General features: G+C 67.5%; 16 protein-coding genes. 6 read left to right on the forward strand and 10 right to left on the reverse strand.

The window, feature by feature from the left end:
* Positions 1-60: 60 nt before the first annotated feature.
* Positions 61-1566 (reverse strand): glucose-6-phosphate dehydrogenase, encoded by a 1506-nt coding sequence (gene zwf / locus HBF32_RS04610; RefSeq protein WP_338039734.1) that lies wholly within the window; start codon positions 1564-1566, stop codon positions 61-63.
* A 163-nt stretch (positions 1567-1729) separates the two neighbouring features.
* Here zwf and HBF32_RS04615 point away from each other — a divergent pair, with 163 nt between their 5' ends.
* A complete protein-coding gene (locus tag HBF32_RS04615; protein WP_166698450.1) occupies positions 1730-2476 on the forward strand; it encodes a glucose 1-dehydrogenase in 747 nt (248 codons plus the stop codon).
* Between the two features lie 13 nt (positions 2477-2489).
* Here the strand turns inward: HBF32_RS04615 and yjjX are convergent, their stop codons facing one another.
* The 3 genes from yjjX to HBF32_RS04630 form a co-directional block, all read right to left on the reverse strand.
* Entirely contained in the window at positions 2490-3050 is a 561-nt protein-coding gene (yjjX, locus tag HBF32_RS04620; protein ID WP_166698452.1) for an inosine/xanthosine triphosphatase, read from the reverse strand.
* Positions 3051-3055: 5 nt separating this feature from the next.
* Positions 3056-4699 (reverse strand): phosphoglucomutase (alpha-D-glucose-1,6-bisphosphate-dependent), encoded by a 1644-nt coding sequence (pgm, locus tag HBF32_RS04625; protein ID WP_166698454.1) that lies wholly within the window; start codon positions 4697-4699, stop codon positions 3056-3058.
* Positions 4700-4793: 94 nt separating this feature from the next.
* Positions 4794-5432, reverse strand: a complete 639-nt coding sequence (locus HBF32_RS04630; protein WP_166698456.1) for a response regulator — start codon at positions 5430-5432, stop codon at positions 4794-4796.
* Positions 5433-5504: 72 nt separating this feature from the next.
* Between HBF32_RS04630 and HBF32_RS04635 the strand changes: the two genes are divergently transcribed.
* The gene (locus HBF32_RS04635) at positions 5505-6362 is read left to right on the forward strand and encodes an Hpt domain-containing protein (protein ID WP_166698458.1); all 858 of its coding nucleotides are present in this window, start codon (positions 5505-5507) and stop codon (positions 6360-6362) included.
* Entirely contained in the window at positions 6359-7183 is an 825-nt protein-coding gene (locus tag HBF32_RS04640; RefSeq protein ID WP_166698460.1) for an NAD-dependent protein deacetylase, read from the forward strand. Before HBF32_RS04635 ends, HBF32_RS04640 begins: the two co-directional genes overlap by 4 nt.
* On the opposite strand, the gene tadA is transcribed toward HBF32_RS04640, so the two are convergent.
* Positions 7180-7665 (reverse strand): tRNA adenosine(34) deaminase TadA, encoded by a 486-nt coding sequence (tadA, locus tag HBF32_RS04645; protein ID WP_166698462.1) that lies wholly within the window; start codon positions 7663-7665, stop codon positions 7180-7182. The genes HBF32_RS04640 and tadA overlap by 4 nt on opposite strands.
* A gap of 95 nt (positions 7666-7760) precedes the next feature.
* Between tadA and HBF32_RS04650 the strand changes: the two genes are divergently transcribed.
* Together HBF32_RS04650 and HBF32_RS04655 are read left to right on the forward strand one after the other, a co-directional pair.
* The gene (locus tag HBF32_RS04650) at positions 7761-8228 is read left to right on the forward strand and encodes a carboxymuconolactone decarboxylase family protein (RefSeq protein WP_166698464.1); all 468 of its coding nucleotides are present in this window, start codon (positions 7761-7763) and stop codon (positions 8226-8228) included.
* A gap of 87 nt (positions 8229-8315) precedes the next feature.
* On the forward strand, positions 8316-9164 hold the full coding sequence (locus HBF32_RS04655) for a class I SAM-dependent methyltransferase (protein WP_166698466.1): 849 nt from the start codon (positions 8316-8318) through the stop codon (positions 9162-9164).
* On the opposite strand, the gene HBF32_RS04660 is transcribed toward HBF32_RS04655, so the two are convergent.
* From HBF32_RS04660 to HBF32_RS04670, 3 genes are all read right to left on the reverse strand, one after another.
* A complete protein-coding gene (locus HBF32_RS04660; RefSeq protein ID WP_166698468.1) occupies positions 9154-9705 on the reverse strand; it encodes a DNA-3-methyladenine glycosylase I in 552 nt (183 codons plus the stop codon). The genes HBF32_RS04655 and HBF32_RS04660 overlap by 11 nt on opposite strands.
* Positions 9706-9753: 48 nt before the next feature.
* Complete coding sequence (locus tag HBF32_RS04665) at positions 9754-10215, reverse strand: nuclear transport factor 2 family protein (protein ID WP_166698470.1); 462 nt, start codon at positions 10213-10215, stop codon at positions 9754-9756.
* A gap of 108 nt (positions 10216-10323) precedes the next feature.
* A complete protein-coding gene (locus HBF32_RS04670) occupies positions 10324-11484 on the reverse strand; it encodes an NADH:flavin oxidoreductase/NADH oxidase (protein ID WP_166698471.1) in 1161 nt (386 codons plus the stop codon).
* A 136-nt stretch (positions 11485-11620) separates the two neighbouring features.
* Between HBF32_RS04670 and HBF32_RS04675 the strand changes: the two genes are divergently transcribed.
* Entirely contained in the window at positions 11621-12136 is a 516-nt protein-coding gene (locus HBF32_RS04675) for an isoprenylcysteine carboxylmethyltransferase family protein (protein WP_166698473.1), read from the forward strand.
* 10 nt (positions 12137-12146) lie between these two features.
* On the opposite strand, the gene HBF32_RS04680 is transcribed toward HBF32_RS04675, so the two are convergent.
* On the reverse strand, positions 12147-12791 hold the full coding sequence (locus HBF32_RS04680; protein WP_166698475.1) for a dihydrofolate reductase family protein: 645 nt from the start codon (positions 12789-12791) through the stop codon (positions 12147-12149).
* Between the two features lie 51 nt (positions 12792-12842).
* Positions 12843-14945 carry a site-2 protease family protein gene (locus tag HBF32_RS04685; RefSeq protein ID WP_240147790.1) on the reverse strand — a complete coding sequence of 701 codons (2103 nt, stop codon included), beginning with the start codon at positions 14943-14945 and terminating at the stop codon, positions 12843-12845.
* Positions 14946-14952 lie beyond the last annotated feature (7 nt).

Below are 14952 nucleotides of genomic sequence, written 5' to 3' on the forward strand. Positions count from 1 at the left end.
CTATAATGCGGTCTTCGCGCGGCGATACAACGCCCCCAAGGACACCCGAAAGAGGGTATTTCAGGCCCAGGCCGCGACGTCCTCCACCCAGCGATGCCCGGAACGGCGCAGCAGCTCGCGCGCGGATTCGGGGCCCCAGGTGCCGGCTTCGTACGCGTCGGGGCCGTCCGCGGCGTTCCGCCAGCCCTCGAGGATCGGCGTCACCCATTCCCATGCCGCTTCGGTTTCGTCCTTGCGGACGAAGAGCGCAGGGCTGCCCTTCACGGCATCCAGCATCAGGCCTTCGTACGAGTCCCGGTAGCGGATCCGCTCCGGCTGTCCCAACGGCGACAGCGCATCCACCTCGTCCAGGCCGAACCCGTTGCCCGGATGCTTCACGAACAGCGGCAAGGTCACGCTCTCGTTCGGCTGCACGCGAATCACCAGCCGGCTACCCGGCCGGGCCTCCCCGAACAGGCCCGGCTCGCCCGCGCGGAACTGCACGACGACCTCGGTGAGCTTCTCCGGCATCCGCTTGCCGGAGCGGAGGTAGAACGGCACGCCCCGCCAGCGGGCATTGTCGATCTCGGCCTTCAGCGCGACGAAGGTCTCCGTGTTGCTGGGCGCCTCGCCCGGCAGTTCCTCGCGATAGGCCGGGACCGGCTTGCCGCCCGTGTTGCCCTGGACATACTGCCCGCGGGCGACGTTCTCGCCCAGGTTGCGCGGGTCGAGCGGCTTGAGCGACTTCAGCACGCGCACCTTTTCGTCGCGCAGGGCGTCGGCATCGAGCGACGACGGACGTTCCATCGCGACTACCGTCAGCACCTGCAACAGGTGGTTCTGGATCATGTCGCGCAACGCGCCGGACCCGTCGTAGTAACCGCCGCGGCCCTCGAGACCGACCGTCTCGGCAGCGGTGATCTGCACGTACTCGATCGACTCGCGGTCCCACATCCGCTCGAGCATGGGGTTGGCGAAGCGCAGCGCGATGATGTTCTGCACGGCCTCTTTGCCCAGGTAATGGTCGATACGGTAGATGCTGTTTTCCGGGAAGTGCTTCCCTACCCCGTCATTGACCTTGCGCGCCGTCTCCAGGTCGGTCCCGATCGGCTTTTCCAGGACGATGCGCGAACGGTCGGAGCGCAATCCCTTCTCCGCCACGTTGCGGGCGATGTCCCCGTAGAGGTCGGGCGACGTCGCCAGGTAGAAGACCCGGATCCGTTCGTCGCTCGCGTTGGATGCCAGCAGCGCCTTCAGGCCATCCCAGTTCCCCGCCGAATCGGCACCGTTGAGGCTCACATAGTGAACGAGGCGCAGGAAGCGGTTCAGCGTGGCATCGATGATCTCGTCGGGGCGGAGATGCTGGCGCAAGGCCACCCGTGCGCGCTCGCGGTACGCCTCGTCGTCCAGCGGCGAGCGCGCCGTGCCGACGATTCGCGCGTCGGCGGGCACCTGCCCTTCCGCGAAGCGGCGGTACAGTGCCGGGAGGAGCTTGCGCATGGTGAGGTCGCCGGTGGCGCCGAAGATGACGTAGTCGAAAGAATCGACGGGTTCGAGGGGAATGGCGGAAGCGTTCATGGTGTGCATGGATGAGGCGCGACGCCGGGCTTTCAAGGGGGCGGCCTGACGAAGGTCGTTGCCTGCCAGGCATAAGTGTTATGACCGGCGAGGTATGACGCCCGCCATTCCTCCGTCCCCATGGAGACGGACGACGGCCCCATGCCGGGGCCCAACGAAGGAACAGCGAATCATGAGCAAGCTCAAGAACAAGGTCGCCATCGTCACGGGCGCTTCCAAGGGCATCGGCGCGGGCGTGGCGAAGTCGCTCGCCGCCGAGGGCGCCGCGGTCGTGGTCAATTACGCGTCGAGCAAGGCCGGTGCCGATAAGGTGGTGGCCGAGATCCAGGCCGCGGGCGGCAAGGCCGTGGCCGTCGGCGGCGACGTCACGAAGCAGGCCGACGCGGAGAACCTCGTGGCCAGGGCCATCGAGCAGTTCGGCCGCCTCGACATCCTGGTGAACAACTCGGGCGTCTACGAGTTCGCCTCCATCGAGACCACCACCGAGGCCCAATACCGCCGCATGTTCGACGTCAACGTGCTCGGGACCATCCTGATGAGCCAGGCCGCGTCGAAGCACCTCGGCCAGGGCGGCAGCATCGTCAACATCGGCTCCGCGGTCACCCGCATCACGCCAGCGGAGAGCGCGGTGTATACCGGCACGAAGGGAGCGGTGGACGCGATCACCGGCGTCCTTGCGCGCGAACTCGGGCCACGCGGCATCCGCGTCAACGCCGTGAACCCCGGCATGGTGATCACCGAAGGCGTGCAGGCGGCGGGTTTCGCGGGTTCCGATTTCGAGACCTGGGCGGCAAGCCAGACGCCGCTCGGCCGCGTGGGACAGGTCGACGACATCGCGCCGATCGTCACCTTCCTTGCGACCGACGACGCGCGATGGGTCACGGGCGAACTGATGCTCGCCTCCGGCGGGATGCGCTGAGCGAACCCGCTCCTCAGGCTTCGTTCCGGAGGCCGTACAGCTCCGGATGAAGGAACGGCGCCATCGCCAGCACCATCGCCTGCGTATACGCGCTTTCGCGCGTGGCGTGGCCGTTGGTGACGAGGCCGATGGCGCCGCCCTGCTGCTTGATGTTCACGGTGCCGAACAGGCGGTCCATGACGTGACCGAGTTCCTCGCCGTCGAGGAGCGATTCGTAGACCGCCGGTGGCAGCGGCAGCCACGCGCTGCAACCGATGGACACATCGTCGCCGTTCGCGATGGCGACGTAACCGAAGGTGCCCGGGCCGTCCTCGGTCACGTCGACGCCGCCTTCCAGCGCCACGTAGAAATCGGCGTCGCCGTTCTGGCGGCAGAAATTCATGCGGTTGACGGCGCCCTCGCGCGTTTCGGCCGCCGTCATGGGCTGGTCAGGCACGCCCGAGGGTGCGTGCATGCCCTCGCATTCCACCAGGCGGCCGGGAAAGAGCGGTGCCAACGCGTTGCGCACCGCGCCGATCTTGACCGGGTTGCGGGAACCGACGAGGACCCGGATGGGCGACGTATCGTTGGGCACCGGCGTCACCCGGCGAGCGCCCGATCGACCATCGCCTGCGCCTCTTCGAGGATCGTCCGCAGGTGCGCCTCGCCGCGGAAGCTTTCCCCATACACCTTGTAGATATCCTCCGTGCCGGAAGGCCGTGCGGCGAACCAGCCGTTGGCCGAAATCACCTTGATGCCGCCGATCGGCTGCCCGCCCGCCTTGTTCGTGACGTCGACGATGGCGTCGCCTGCCAGCGTGGACGAAGTGACCTGATCGGGCGCCAACTTCGAGAGCTTCGCCTTCTGGGCCTGGTTCGCCGGCGCGTCGATACGCGCGTTGGCGGGATTGCCGAGGCGTTCCGTGATGCCCGCGTAGACCTCGCCCGGATCCTTGCCGAGGCGCGCGGTGATCTCGCCGGCAAGCAGCGCGGCGACGATGCCGTCCTTGTCGGTGGACCAGGCCGAGGCGTCCTTCGCCAGGAACGAGGCGCCCGCGCTCTCCTCGCAACCGAAACCGAGGCTGCCATCGTAAAGACCGGATACGAAATACTTGAACCCCACGGGTACCTCGCGCAACGGACGACCGAGGTGCGCGGCGACGCGGTCGAGGAGCGCCGTGCTCACAGCGGTCTTGCCCACCGCGGCGTCGGCACGCCAGCCGGGCCGGTTCTGGAACAGGTACCAGGCCGCCGTGGCGAGGTAATGGTTCGCGGGCATCAGGCCGACGCTGGGAGCCACCACGCCATGACGGTCATGGTCGGTGTCGCAGGCGAACGCGACGTCGAAACGGTCCTTCAGCCCGATGAGGCGCTGCATGGCATACGCCGAGGAGGGATCCATGCGCACGCGGCCGTCCCAGTCCAGCGACATGAACGAGAACGTCGGATCGACCGCTTCGCTGACCACGGTGAGATCGATGCCGTAGCGCTCCCCGATCGCGCGCCAGTAATGCACGCCGGCACCGCCGAGCGGATCGACGCCCATGCGCACGCCGCTCGCACGGACGGTGTCCAGGTCGAGCACGTCGCCGAGGTCGCCCACATAGCGCTGCAGGAAATCGTAGTCGTGCGTGGTCGAGGCCTTGCGTGCCTGGGCGAAGGGCATGCGCTTCACCTCGCGCAGGCCGCCTTCGATGAGCGCATTGGCCCGTGCGGCGATCCAGCCCGTGGCGTCGGTGTCGGCGGGTCCGCCGTGCGGCGGGTTGTACTTGATGCCGCCGCTTTCCGGCGGATTGTGTGAAGGCGTGATGACGATGCCGTCCGCCAGGCCGCGATCGCGGCCGCGGTTGTGGACGAGGATCGCGTGCGACACCGCCGGCGTGGGCGTGAACTCTCCGCCTGTCGATACCTGGGTCTCCACGCCGTTCGCGGCGAGCACCTCGAGCGTGCTCTCGAAGGCGGGCGCCGAGAGCGCATGGGTGTCGATGCCCACGAACACGGGGCCATCGACGCCGACGTGCGTACGGTAGTCGCAGATCGCCTGCACGACGGCAAACACATGCCACTCGTTGAACGAGCGGTCGAACGACGACCCGCGATGTCCCGACGTGCCGAAGGCGACCCGCTGCTCCGCTATCGCGGGATCGGGCTTGAGGTCATGGTAGGCGGCCAGCAGGGCCGGCACGTCGACGGGCTGGCTCTCCGTGGCGGGCTTTCCCGCAAGCGGACTGATCTTGGCACTCACCGATGGCTCTCCAACGACAGGCAATGCCGCAAGCATACGATGTGTTTTGAGATTTCTTCCATGTCCGCGGACACGCGGCATGGTTATCGTGCATTCACAGGCGCAAACGCTCGATGTATTCGAAGATCTCGGCATCCGTATCCAGCCGGAGCTTCCTCATCGCATTCGACTTCTGCTGACTGATGGTCGAAAGGCCGCGGCCTGTCGCCCGGGCGATGTCGGTGACGCTGTTGCCGGCGGCGAACAGGCGCAGGATCTTGAGTTCCCGTGGGGAGAGGTCGGCCAGCGTGCCCGATTTTCCAAGGGGCGCACCGGAGGGTGTGCCGATCAATTCGCGTACCGAGGCACCCAGGTAGACATGGTTCGACAGGATTTCCAACAATGCCTCGGGAATTTCCCTGGTATCGGCCGACTTGCCGATGAGGCCGAGGACACCGGTACCGATGATTTCACGGTAAAGTGCGGGGTTTGCAAGCGTGGTGATCACCATCACCGGAAGCGCCGGGTACGTCTGCCGCACGTCGCGCAGCAGGGCGAGCCCGTCGCGGCCGGGTGCGGGCATGCTGAAATCGGTGATGAGGGCGTCGCAGGGCGTCGTCGCAAGCAGGCCGAGCAATTCGTCGGGCGACTGCGCCTCCGCCACCACGGTGGCGAGTCCGTCCCTGGCCAGGGCCAGGCTGAGGCCCTTCAACACCACGGGGTGATCGTCCGCCAGGATGACGCGGTAGACCATGAGTGATCCGTCCTATCTTGCTTGTCCAGTCACCGACGGACGGGTCTCGCGTACCGCCGGTGGAGCGCAGAGTTGAGCATATCGCGTCTCCTGACGCCACTGCGCCGGTGGTTCCGCGGGTGGCGTGCCGCGCACATCGCCGACGATGTCCGCCCGCACGCGCGGCCCGGCCGCGACCTGCCGCACATGCTCTCGCGCGTGGCCGCACGCTATGCCGCGAAGGGAAGGGCGCGGCGCATCGCCTTCGAGATCGAGGTGGACCCCGGGCTCGCCCGCGACGTGACCGGCCCCTTCGACGAACTCGGCGGCGTGCTGTGCGCGCTGCTCGACCGCGCCATGAGCCAGGGCTCTCCCTACGCGGCCCTGCACGTGGACGTGGTGGGTGACGATGTCGCCGGCCAGCTCGTGCATTTCACCGTCGTCGACGGTCGCGGCGCTCGCGAGCGCGACTGCCCGCGACTGCGCGCCGCGGCGGCGGACGTGGCGGCGATCGGTGGCGTCATCCACACGGAGAACACCGCCGACGCCGGCGACCGGGTCATCGTGGAACTCGCCTTCGACCTGCCGCGCAGGCCGCCCCGCATCGACGTGAACGCATTGCGCGGCACGCTGGGTGGCGAAGCCGCGCTCGGCGAGGTCATCGTCGCGCTCGATCGCGCGCTGTGCAGCGACCTCGCCGATCTCGACGCCCTGCTGGAACAGCCGGGGGTCGGGCCGCTCCAGGCATGGCTGCATCGCATCTCGGGCGCCCTCGGCATGGCCGAGGCCAGCGAACTCGCCCGCATCGGCCTGGCGTTGGAGCGCGAGCTGGCGGGCGGGCGCCGGCCCCACGTCGACCGCGCCGTACGACGCTTCGCCGAGGACGCCACCGGCGTGCTCGCGCTCCTTCGCGAACAGGTCCCGGCCTTGGGCTATAGTCCGGAGCCGTGAATACCCTGCCCGCCTTCGACGCCGATCCGCTGCGCGATTTCATCGACGCGCACCCGCGCCTCTTCGTCGTGACCGGCGCCGGCATCAGCACGGATTCCGGCATTCCCGATTACCGCGACGGCCAGGGCGAATGGAAGCGAAGCCCGCCGATGACGCTGCAGGCGTTCATGAGCGGACCGCCGTCCCGCGCCCGCTATTGGGCACGCGGCATGATCGGCTGGCGGCATTTCGCGTCGGTGCAACCCAATGTCGCCCATCGTGCCCTTGCGGCGCTGGAACATGCCGGACGCATCGAACTCCTGCTGACGCAGAACGTCGACGGCCTGCATGAGGCGGCCGGCCATCTGAACGTCGTGGACCTGCATGGGCGGCTCGACCGGGTACGCTGCATGCAGTGCGGCGACATCACGTCCCGCAACGCCATGCAACGCCGCCTGGAGAATGCCAATCCAGCCTGGATGGCCTTGCAGGCGACCATCGCGCCGGACGGCGACGCGGACCTCGACGGTGTAGATTTTTCGGAGTTCGCGATTCCGCCGTGCCTCGTGTGCGGGGGCATCCTCAAGCCCGATGTGGTTTTCTTCGGCGAGAACGTGCCGCGCGCCCGCGTCGAGACCGCCTGGGCCCACCTCGGCCGCGCCGACGCCATGCTCGTCGTCGGTTCCTCGCTGATGGTCTATTCCGGCTACCGGTTTGTTCTGGAGGCCTCGCGTCGCGGCCTGCCCATCGCCTCGGTGAACCTGGGCGTGACCCGTGCCGACGTGCTCCTTACCCTGAAGGTGGAGCGCTCCTGCGCCCTGGCCCTCGCGCCTTACGCCTAGCGGCGTTGGCGGAAGAAACGGCGCAGAAGGTCGCCCGCGGCCTCGGCCTCGAGGCCCCCGGACACCTCCACACGGTGATTGTGGCGAGGCGACAGAAGGGTATCGAAAACGCTGCCGGCCGCGCCGGTCTTCGGATCGGTGGCGCCGAACACGAGCCGCGCCACGCGGGCGTGCACCATCGCCATGGCGCACATGGCGCACGGTTCCAGGGTCACGTAGAGCGTGGCCCCCGGGAAACGGTAGTTCGAGAGCCGCTCGCCGGCGGCGCGCAGGGCCTGGATCTCCGCATGGGCGGTCGGGTCGTTCAGCGTGATGTTGCGGTTCCAGCCCTCGCCCACCGCAACGCCGTCGAGCACGAGCAGCGCTCCCACGGGCACTTCGCCTTCCGCGTCGCGGGCATGCACGGCAAGTTCCAGCGCCCGGGCCATCCAGGCGCGATCGGCGTCGGTGAACGTCGAATAGATGGGTAACAAGTGGGTCATGCGGCGAATGGTACATCCAGGACGTGGAATCTTGGCTCTTTCGGACAATCCATTCGAGGGCGCAAGCTAGGCCTTTCACTAGAGGAATCGTTCCCATGAGCAAGCGCATCAACTACATGAAAGTGGCCCCGGAAAGCGTAAAGGGCCTCCTGGCCGTCCACGGATACCTCGGCCAGAGCGGACTGGAGCCGACCCTCCTGAATCTGATCTTCCTGCGCGTCTCGCAGATCAACAGCTGCGCCTTCTGCATCGATATGCACTCCCAGGAACTGGTGAAACACGGTGTGCCGTTCGAGAAATTGATCCTGACCCCGGCCTGGCGCGAGGCCGGCGAGGTGTTCACCCCGCGCGAACAGGCCGCCCTCGCCTGGGCCGAGTCGGTGACCCGGGTCGCCGAGACGGGCGTGCCGGACGAGGACTATGACGCCGCCGCCGCCGAGTTCGGCGAGAAGGAGCTGGTGGACCTGTCCGTCGCCATCGCGCTCATGAACGCCTACAACCGGCTTGGCGTGGCCTTCCGCAACACTCCGGTCGCCGCGACGAAGATGGCTCGCTCCGCCTGAGGCCCGATCCCGGGCAGTCGCCGGGCGGGTATTGACGCTGCGACGGATTGCAGGTGGGATTCGGACACTGTCAGCGGACGAAGTCGCATGAACCACCCAGCCAGTTCCACCGGCCTGCTCGGCGATACGGCGGCGCGAGACTATGCCGCGAAACTTCGTCGCTTCAACGCCTTCGCGGCTCCGGAAATCCGGGAGTCGATAGCGCGCCTGGGGTTCGCGCCCGGCATGCGCGTCCTCGACGCCGGTTGCGGCACCGGCGAGGCACTGGGCTGGTTGTCGGAAGCGGTCGGCCCCGACGGCGCCGTCGCAGGTATCGACCTGGCGACGGCGCATGTCGCGTCGGCCCGGGACTCGGCGCCGGGGGATGCGTTGGTCATCCAGGGCGACCTGACCGCGCTGCCTTTCGTCCAGCGGAGCTTCGACCTGGTCTGGTCGGTCAACACCTTCAACCACCTGCACGATCCCGTCGCGTGCATTCGGCGCGTGGCATCGCTGCTCCGCGCGGGCGGGCGCGTCGCGCTTGGCCAGAGCTCGCTGCTTCCGGACATGTATTTCGCGTGGGATTCGCGCCTGGAACGCCTGACGAACGACGCGGTGCGCCAGTACTACAGGGACCGCTACGGCCTCGATGAGCGGGACCTGGCCGCGGTGCGCTCGCTGGTCGGCATGCTCCGCGACGCGGGGCTCCGGAACGTCACGGCGCGCACCGTGACGATCGAGCGCGTGTCGCCGGTGAGTCCGGACGACGAGCGCTACCTCGTCGAGACCCTTTTCCGGGACTCATGGGGCGAACGGCTGCGGCCCTACCTTTCGCCCGACGACTACGAGGCACTCGGCCGGCTTTGCGATCCGGCGGATGCCGGATTCGCGCTGCGCCGCCCGGACTTCCACTTCCTGCAAACCTTTACCGTGGCGGTCGGCGGGATCAGCGCCTGAAGCATCCGACGACGTGGTCGTCGACGATGCCCACCGCCTGCATCCACGCGTACGTGATCGTCGGGCCCACGAACTTGAAGCCGCGCTTCTTGAGATCCTTCGAGATGGTGACCGACAACGGCGTCTGCGCGGGAACGACCCTGCCGTTGCCGCGGATCGTCCTGCCCTCGGTGAACGACCAGCAGTAACCGTCGAAGTCCTCGCCACGCTCGCGCATGGCTTCGTAGACTTTCGCGCCATGGATCGTGGCTTCGATCTTCGCGCGGGAACGGATGATGCCCGGGTCGTCGAGCAGGCGCAGGATATCCTTCTCGCCGAAACGGGCCACCTTCGCCGGCTCGAAGCCCTTGAACGCCTTCCGGAAGTTCTCGCGCTTGCGCAGGATCGTGATCCACGAGAGGCCGGCCTGGAAACCTTCCAGCATCAGCTGTTCCCACAACATGCGGGAATCGTGCAGCGGCACGCCCCACTCGGTGTCGTGGTAGTCGAGGTACAGCGGGTCGGTGCCCGCCCAGGCGCAACGCTTGGGTTCTTTACTCATCGCGGTGTCTTACGTACCAATGCGCGTCGCCTCGCGAAAAGCAGGGCTCTAAAGGCCGAGATCGGAAAGGCCCGGATGATCGTCCGGACGGCGGCCCGATGGCCAGTGGAACTTGCGTTCGCTTTCCTTGATCGGAAGATCGTTGATGCAGGCATGGCGATGGGTCATTTCGCCCGCCTCGTCGAATTCCCAGTTCTCATTGCCGTAGGAACGAAACCAGTTGCCGCTGTCGTCGTGCCATTCGTAGGCGAAGCGCACGGCGATGCGGTTGCCGGTGAACGCCCAGAGTTCCTTGATCAGCCGGTAATCGAGTTCACGCGCCCACTTGCGCGTGAGGAAGCCGACGATCTCGGCGCGGCCGCGCACGAACTCGGCACGATTGCGCCACTGGCTGTCGGGAGAGTACGCCAGGGATACCTTTTCCGGTGTCCGGCTGTTCCACCCGTCCTCGGCGAGGCGGACCTTCTTCGTGGCGGTCTCGAGGGTAAACGGAGGAAAGGGGGCGGCCATGACGGTAATTCCTGATCCGGGAACATCAAGGTAAGAGCTGCCGGGCGCGGCGGCTTGCCGCATCCTATCGCAACGGCCCGGCAGCGGTGGAAGACCCATCGGGACGGATCAGCGATAGGTACCGTTTTCGTCGCGAATCCACATGGGCGCCGGATCGGCGGGACCGTCGACCTGGAAAAGCTGCCGGTGCCTTGCCGGGTGCGCGCGCAGGTACTGCTTCGGCGGACGCACGGTCGCACCGAGCCGCTCCGCCGCATGCCAGGGCCAGCGCGGGTCGTAGAGGATCGTGCGGGCCAGCGCGACGAGGTCGGCGTCGCCGTTGGCGACGATGGCTTCCGCGTGCTCGGGATCCGTGATGAGCCCCACCGCGACCACAGGGATCGACACGGCCTGCTTCACGCCGCGCGCGAACGGCACCTGGTAACCCGGGCCCGCCGCGATCCGCTGGGTGTGGTGCAGGCCGCCGGTCGACACGTGGATCGCGGCGCAGCCATGCGCTTCCAGCGCCTTGGCGAACGCGGCCGTCTGCGCGAGATCCCAGCCGCCTTCCACCCAGTCGGTGGCCGAGACGCGGACCGTCACCGGACGATCCGCCGGAAAGGCGGCGCGTACCGCGTCGAACACCTCGAGCGGAAAACGCATGCGGTTCTCCAGCGAGCCGCCGTACTCGTCGGTTCGCTGGTTCGAGAGCGGCGAGAGAAACTGGTGAAGCAGGTAACCGTGGGCGGCGTGCAGCTGGATAAAATCGAGGCCGAGCCGCGCGGCACGCCGTGCCGCCGTCGCGAAGGCATCGCGGATGCGGCCAAGGTCGTCCTTGCCCAGGGCGACGGGCGCATGCTCGTCCGGATGGTACGGAACCGCCGACGGCGCCACGGCCTGCCAGCCGTGCTCGTGTCCGGACGGAAGCTGCATGCCGCCGGCCCACGGGACTTCCGTGGACGCCTTGCGACCGGCATGTGCCAGCTGGATGCCGATAGGCATATCGGACCAGCGCCGGACGCTTTCGAGCGTCTCCCGCATGGCGCCCTCCGTCGCGTCGTCGTACAGGCCCACATCGGCCCACGTGATGCGGCCCTCGGGCAGCACGGCGGTCGCTTCGATGGTGAGCAGCGCGGCTCCGGACATGGCGAGGTGACCCAGATGGATCCTGTGCCAGTCGTTCATGCGTCCGTCCACGGCAGAGTACTGGCACATCGGCGCGACGACGATCCGGTTCGGCAGTTCGAGCTCATGGATACGGATCGGTTGGAACAGCGCGGGGTGCGCCATGGTGTCTGCTCCTGCGATTAGGAAAGGCTCACCGTGCATATGGTGACGTGCCCGGCATTGGCAACCCCATCACGGGGGATCCCCAGGCACCGCGGCACGCATCATCATCGGGGGTCCGTCCACGAATCCTATCGACATGACCGCCTTCTTCCTCGCCTTTACCGTGTTCGCCGTCGTCTGCCGCGTGGCGAGCCTGGCCGTGTCCCTGCGCCACGAAGCCGCGCTGAAGCGCGCCGGTGCCGTCGAATATGGCGCCCTCAACAGCAATCTCCTGGCCGTCTGCCATGTAGTGTTCTATGTCGCCGCGATCTGGGAGGGCTGGGCGCGGGGCCCCGAACTCGACGGCACCGCCGTCGTCGGCATCGCGCTCTATCTCCTCGCGCTGCTGTTCCTGTTCTACGTGATCCGCCTGCTCGGGCGGTTGTGGACGGTCAAGCTCATCATCGCCCCCGACCACGAGCTGGTGACGCATCCCCTCTTCCGCGTGGTACGCCACCCGAACTATTTCCTGAACATCGTTCCCGAACTGATCGGCCTCACCCTCGCCCTGCACAGCTACAGGACCCTGGCGATCGGCCTGCCGATCTACCTGGTCCCGCTCATCGTCCGCATCGTCCAGGAAGAGAAGGCGATGCGGGCCCGGTTCGGCTGATCGCGATGGGTCATCGCCGGGCCAGCACGATATGCATCGCGTGCTCGCCTTGGGCCTGTTCCTTGACGGCGTAACCGAGGCCGGGCAGGTCCAGTCCGGTGAAAAGGGTTTCGCCGCGACCCAGCAGCACGGGCGACACCGCGATATGCAGTTCGTCGATGGCACCGGCGCCGAGGTACTGGCGGATCGTGCTCGCTCCCCCGCCGATGCGGACGTCGTTGCCGCCGGCCGCTTCCTTCGCCCGGGCCAGGGCCTCGTCGATGCCCCCCGTCACGAAGTGGAAGACGGTGCCGCCGTTCATCTCCAGCGGCTCCCTGGCATGGTGGGTGAGGACGAAGACCGGACAGTGGTAAGGCGGCGTATCGCCCCACCAGCCCTTCCAGCTGTCGTCGGGCCACTCGCCGCGAACGGGACCGAACATGTTGCGGCCGAGTATCCACGCGCCGAGGCCCGCCATCGAACGCGATGCGTAGGTTTCGTCGACACCGGTCGAACCGCCATCCTTGCCCGTCATGGCGTGGAAGGTCTTCGTGTCGAGCAGCCACCGATGGAGCCCTTCGGCACCGACGCCCATGGGCAGGTCGAGGCTCTGCTCCGGCCCGGCCCCGAAACCGTCTGCCGAGATGGAATAAGCATTTACGCGAACTTTCGTCATCGTGCGCTCCACGGGCCGTGCCGATTGGTTTTCCGGACCGTTTTACGAGGTTCAGCCGTCCTTGCCCAGCCCCGTCTGCTGCAGGAGGATCAGCAGCACGCTGTCGATCCAGCGCCGGCCGATGCTCTCCCGGCGACCCTGAAGGTGCACCGTGGCCAGATCCTCCGTGGCGATCGGGTCGGTCAGGCCGTCGCCTTCCACGCGTACCCGGTACCAGACCGAGGCCGGCCGCAGGTCCTTGGCGGGCGCGGTCGGATTCAGCGGAACCGGACCGCCGTGGTTCTTCGCCAGCATCAGGCTCGGCAGGTGTTCCATCGCGCCGTTGTCCAACGCGACGATGCGGCCGCGTAAAGGAGTCCAGCGGCCATGCGGATAGACGGTGGCCTCGGTACCCGGCACCAGGCGAGCGCGGTCGGCCTCGGAAACCAGCACCTCGGCACGCCAGCGCGTGCCGCCCACGACAGTCGCGATGCGCGAACCGGGCGACACCCAGTTCCCGGCCTGCAAGGTCGTATCCAGATCGCGGACGACCCCACCCTCGGTGGCGACGAGGCGCAGGCGATGAAGCTCGGCCGCGCTGGCGCGTCGCTGCACGTCGTACTGATCGGCCATGCGCTCGGCCACGACCTGCTTGGCCACGCCGTCGCGGTCGAGGGCCACGGCGCCGCGGGCGGTGGACTCGTAGGCCTCGCGTAAGGCGGCCGCCTTCGCGTCATCGTCCTTCGGCGTCGGCGCCGAGAGTTCGAACAGCACCTGTCCCGGGGCCACGCGTTCGCCGTCGTGGACCGCCACGCGCTCGAGGCGTGCCGCATAGGGCGTGAACACGGGCTGCTCGAAGCCCGCCTCCACGATGCCGTCGGCGGTGATGCCCGACGACCACGGCAGAAGGAAGACCACGGCGAGGACACCAAGAGGCAGGAGCCAGCGGATGAGTGCGGCGCGGCGGATTTCCGCGCGTCGGGCCCACCATACCCGTACTTCGTAGACCATCGGTTTCACCACGAACGTGAGGATTTCCACCAGGAAGAGAATGAGGCCGAGCGCCTTGAAGAACGCGTGGTAGACGATCACGGCGATACCTACGAAAAGTGTCAGCCGGTACAGCCAGGTCGCGAACGCGAAGGCGGTCAGGAACCCCGCGAAGCGTGGCGACACCGCGTCGGGACGCGGATCCTCGATGCCGAGCAGCCCGCGCCGCACCCAGCGCTTGGCCCAGCGCCCCGCCCGCTCGTGCAGTCCTGGATAGTCGAGGGCGTCGGCCAGGATGAAGTAACCGTCGAAGCGCATGAACGGACTCGCGTTCACGGCCACCGTCAATACCCATGCGGTGGTGCCGAGGAAGAACAAGGCATTCTTGAAATTCCCCTCCGGTGCGAACGACCAGAGCAGCGTGCACCAGGCGGCGAGCACGAGTTCGGCCATGACGCCGGCCGACGCGATGGCGAGGCGGCGCCGCGAACGCTCGAGCTTCCAGCTTTCGCCGGTGTCGGTATACGCCATCGGCAGCATGACGAGCAGCGCCATGCCCATGTGCCCGACGCGCACGCCGAACCGCGTGGCCATGAACGCGTGGCCGAACTCATGCCAGCATTTGGAGAAGACGAGTGCCCCGGCGAAGGCGACGACACCGTCCCAGCTCATCGCCCCGCGAAGATTGGCCTGCACGGCATCCCATTGACGTGCCGCCAGCAGGAGCCCGAGCACCGCGGCCAGCAAGGTGGCGACAAGGAATCTCGCGCCGAACATCCACCGCACATAGGGCAGCACGCGGCGCAGGAACCGCTCGGGCCGAATGAGCGGGATGCGGATGAACAGGTAGTTCTGCAACAGCCAGTGCAGCACCGACGCCTGGCGCTTTGGCATGGCGGCGCGGGTGAGTTGTTGTTGCTGCAGGAACTGGACGAAATCGAGCACATCCCCGGCTTCCGGCACCAGCGTGGTGGTGGCCGCGATCGCCTCGGCGATGCGCCCCGGATCGCACAGCGCCCAATGCCGGAGTATCTCGAATTCCAGCCAGCCGATGCGGAAGAACTGGTTGCGTACGGGATCGGACAGATGCCACGCCGGCGATCCGTCGCGGTTGCGTCCCACCGGATGGATGCTCAGCTCGTCGCGCAATGCGGGCCACGGTGGCGCCGCAGGCATCGATCCCATCGCTGTC

The organism is Luteibacter yeojuensis (assembly GCF_011742875.1).
GTDB lineage: Bacteria > Pseudomonadota > Gammaproteobacteria > Xanthomonadales > Rhodanobacteraceae > Luteibacter > Luteibacter yeojuensis.

What these genes read in the sequence shown, in the direction of transcription:
- zwf (WP_338039734.1), bottom strand. Translation starts at nt 1,566, where the DNA reads ATGCACACCATGAACGCTTCCGCCATTCCCCTCGAACCCGTCGATTCT.
- HBF32_RS04670 (WP_166698471.1), bottom strand. Translation starts at nt 11,484, where the DNA reads ATGGCGCACCCCGCGCTGTTCCAACCGATCCGTATCCATGAGCTCGAA.
- HBF32_RS04655 (WP_166698466.1), top strand. Translation starts at nt 8,316, where the DNA reads ATGAACCACCCAGCCAGTTCCACCGGCCTGCTCGGCGATACGGCGGCG.
- HBF32_RS04675 (WP_166698473.1), top strand. Translation starts at nt 11,621, where the DNA reads ATGACCGCCTTCTTCCTCGCCTTTACCGTGTTCGCCGTCGTCTGCCGC.
- HBF32_RS04665 (WP_166698470.1), bottom strand. Translation starts at nt 10,215, where the DNA reads ATGGCCGCCCCCTTTCCTCCGTTTACCCTCGAGACCGCCACGAAGAAG.
- HBF32_RS04685 (WP_240147790.1), bottom strand. Translation starts at nt 14,945, where the DNA reads ATGGGATCGATGCCTGCGGCGCCACCGTGGCCCGCATTGCGCGACGAG.
- HBF32_RS04650 (WP_166698464.1), top strand. Translation starts at nt 7,761, where the DNA reads ATGAGCAAGCGCATCAACTACATGAAAGTGGCCCCGGAAAGCGTAAAG.
- tadA (WP_166698462.1), bottom strand. Translation starts at nt 7,665, where the DNA reads ATGACCCACTTGTTACCCATCTATTCGACGTTCACCGACGCCGATCGC.
- HBF32_RS04630 (WP_166698456.1), bottom strand. Translation starts at nt 5,432, where the DNA reads ATGGTCTACCGCGTCATCCTGGCGGACGATCACCCCGTGGTGTTGAAG.
- HBF32_RS04680 (WP_166698475.1), bottom strand. Translation starts at nt 12,791, where the DNA reads ATGACGAAAGTTCGCGTAAATGCTTATTCCATCTCGGCAGACGGTTTC.
- HBF32_RS04615 (WP_166698450.1), top strand. Translation starts at nt 1,730, where the DNA reads ATGAGCAAGCTCAAGAACAAGGTCGCCATCGTCACGGGCGCTTCCAAG.
- HBF32_RS04660 (WP_166698468.1), bottom strand. Translation starts at nt 9,705, where the DNA reads ATGAGTAAAGAACCCAAGCGTTGCGCCTGGGCGGGCACCGACCCGCTG.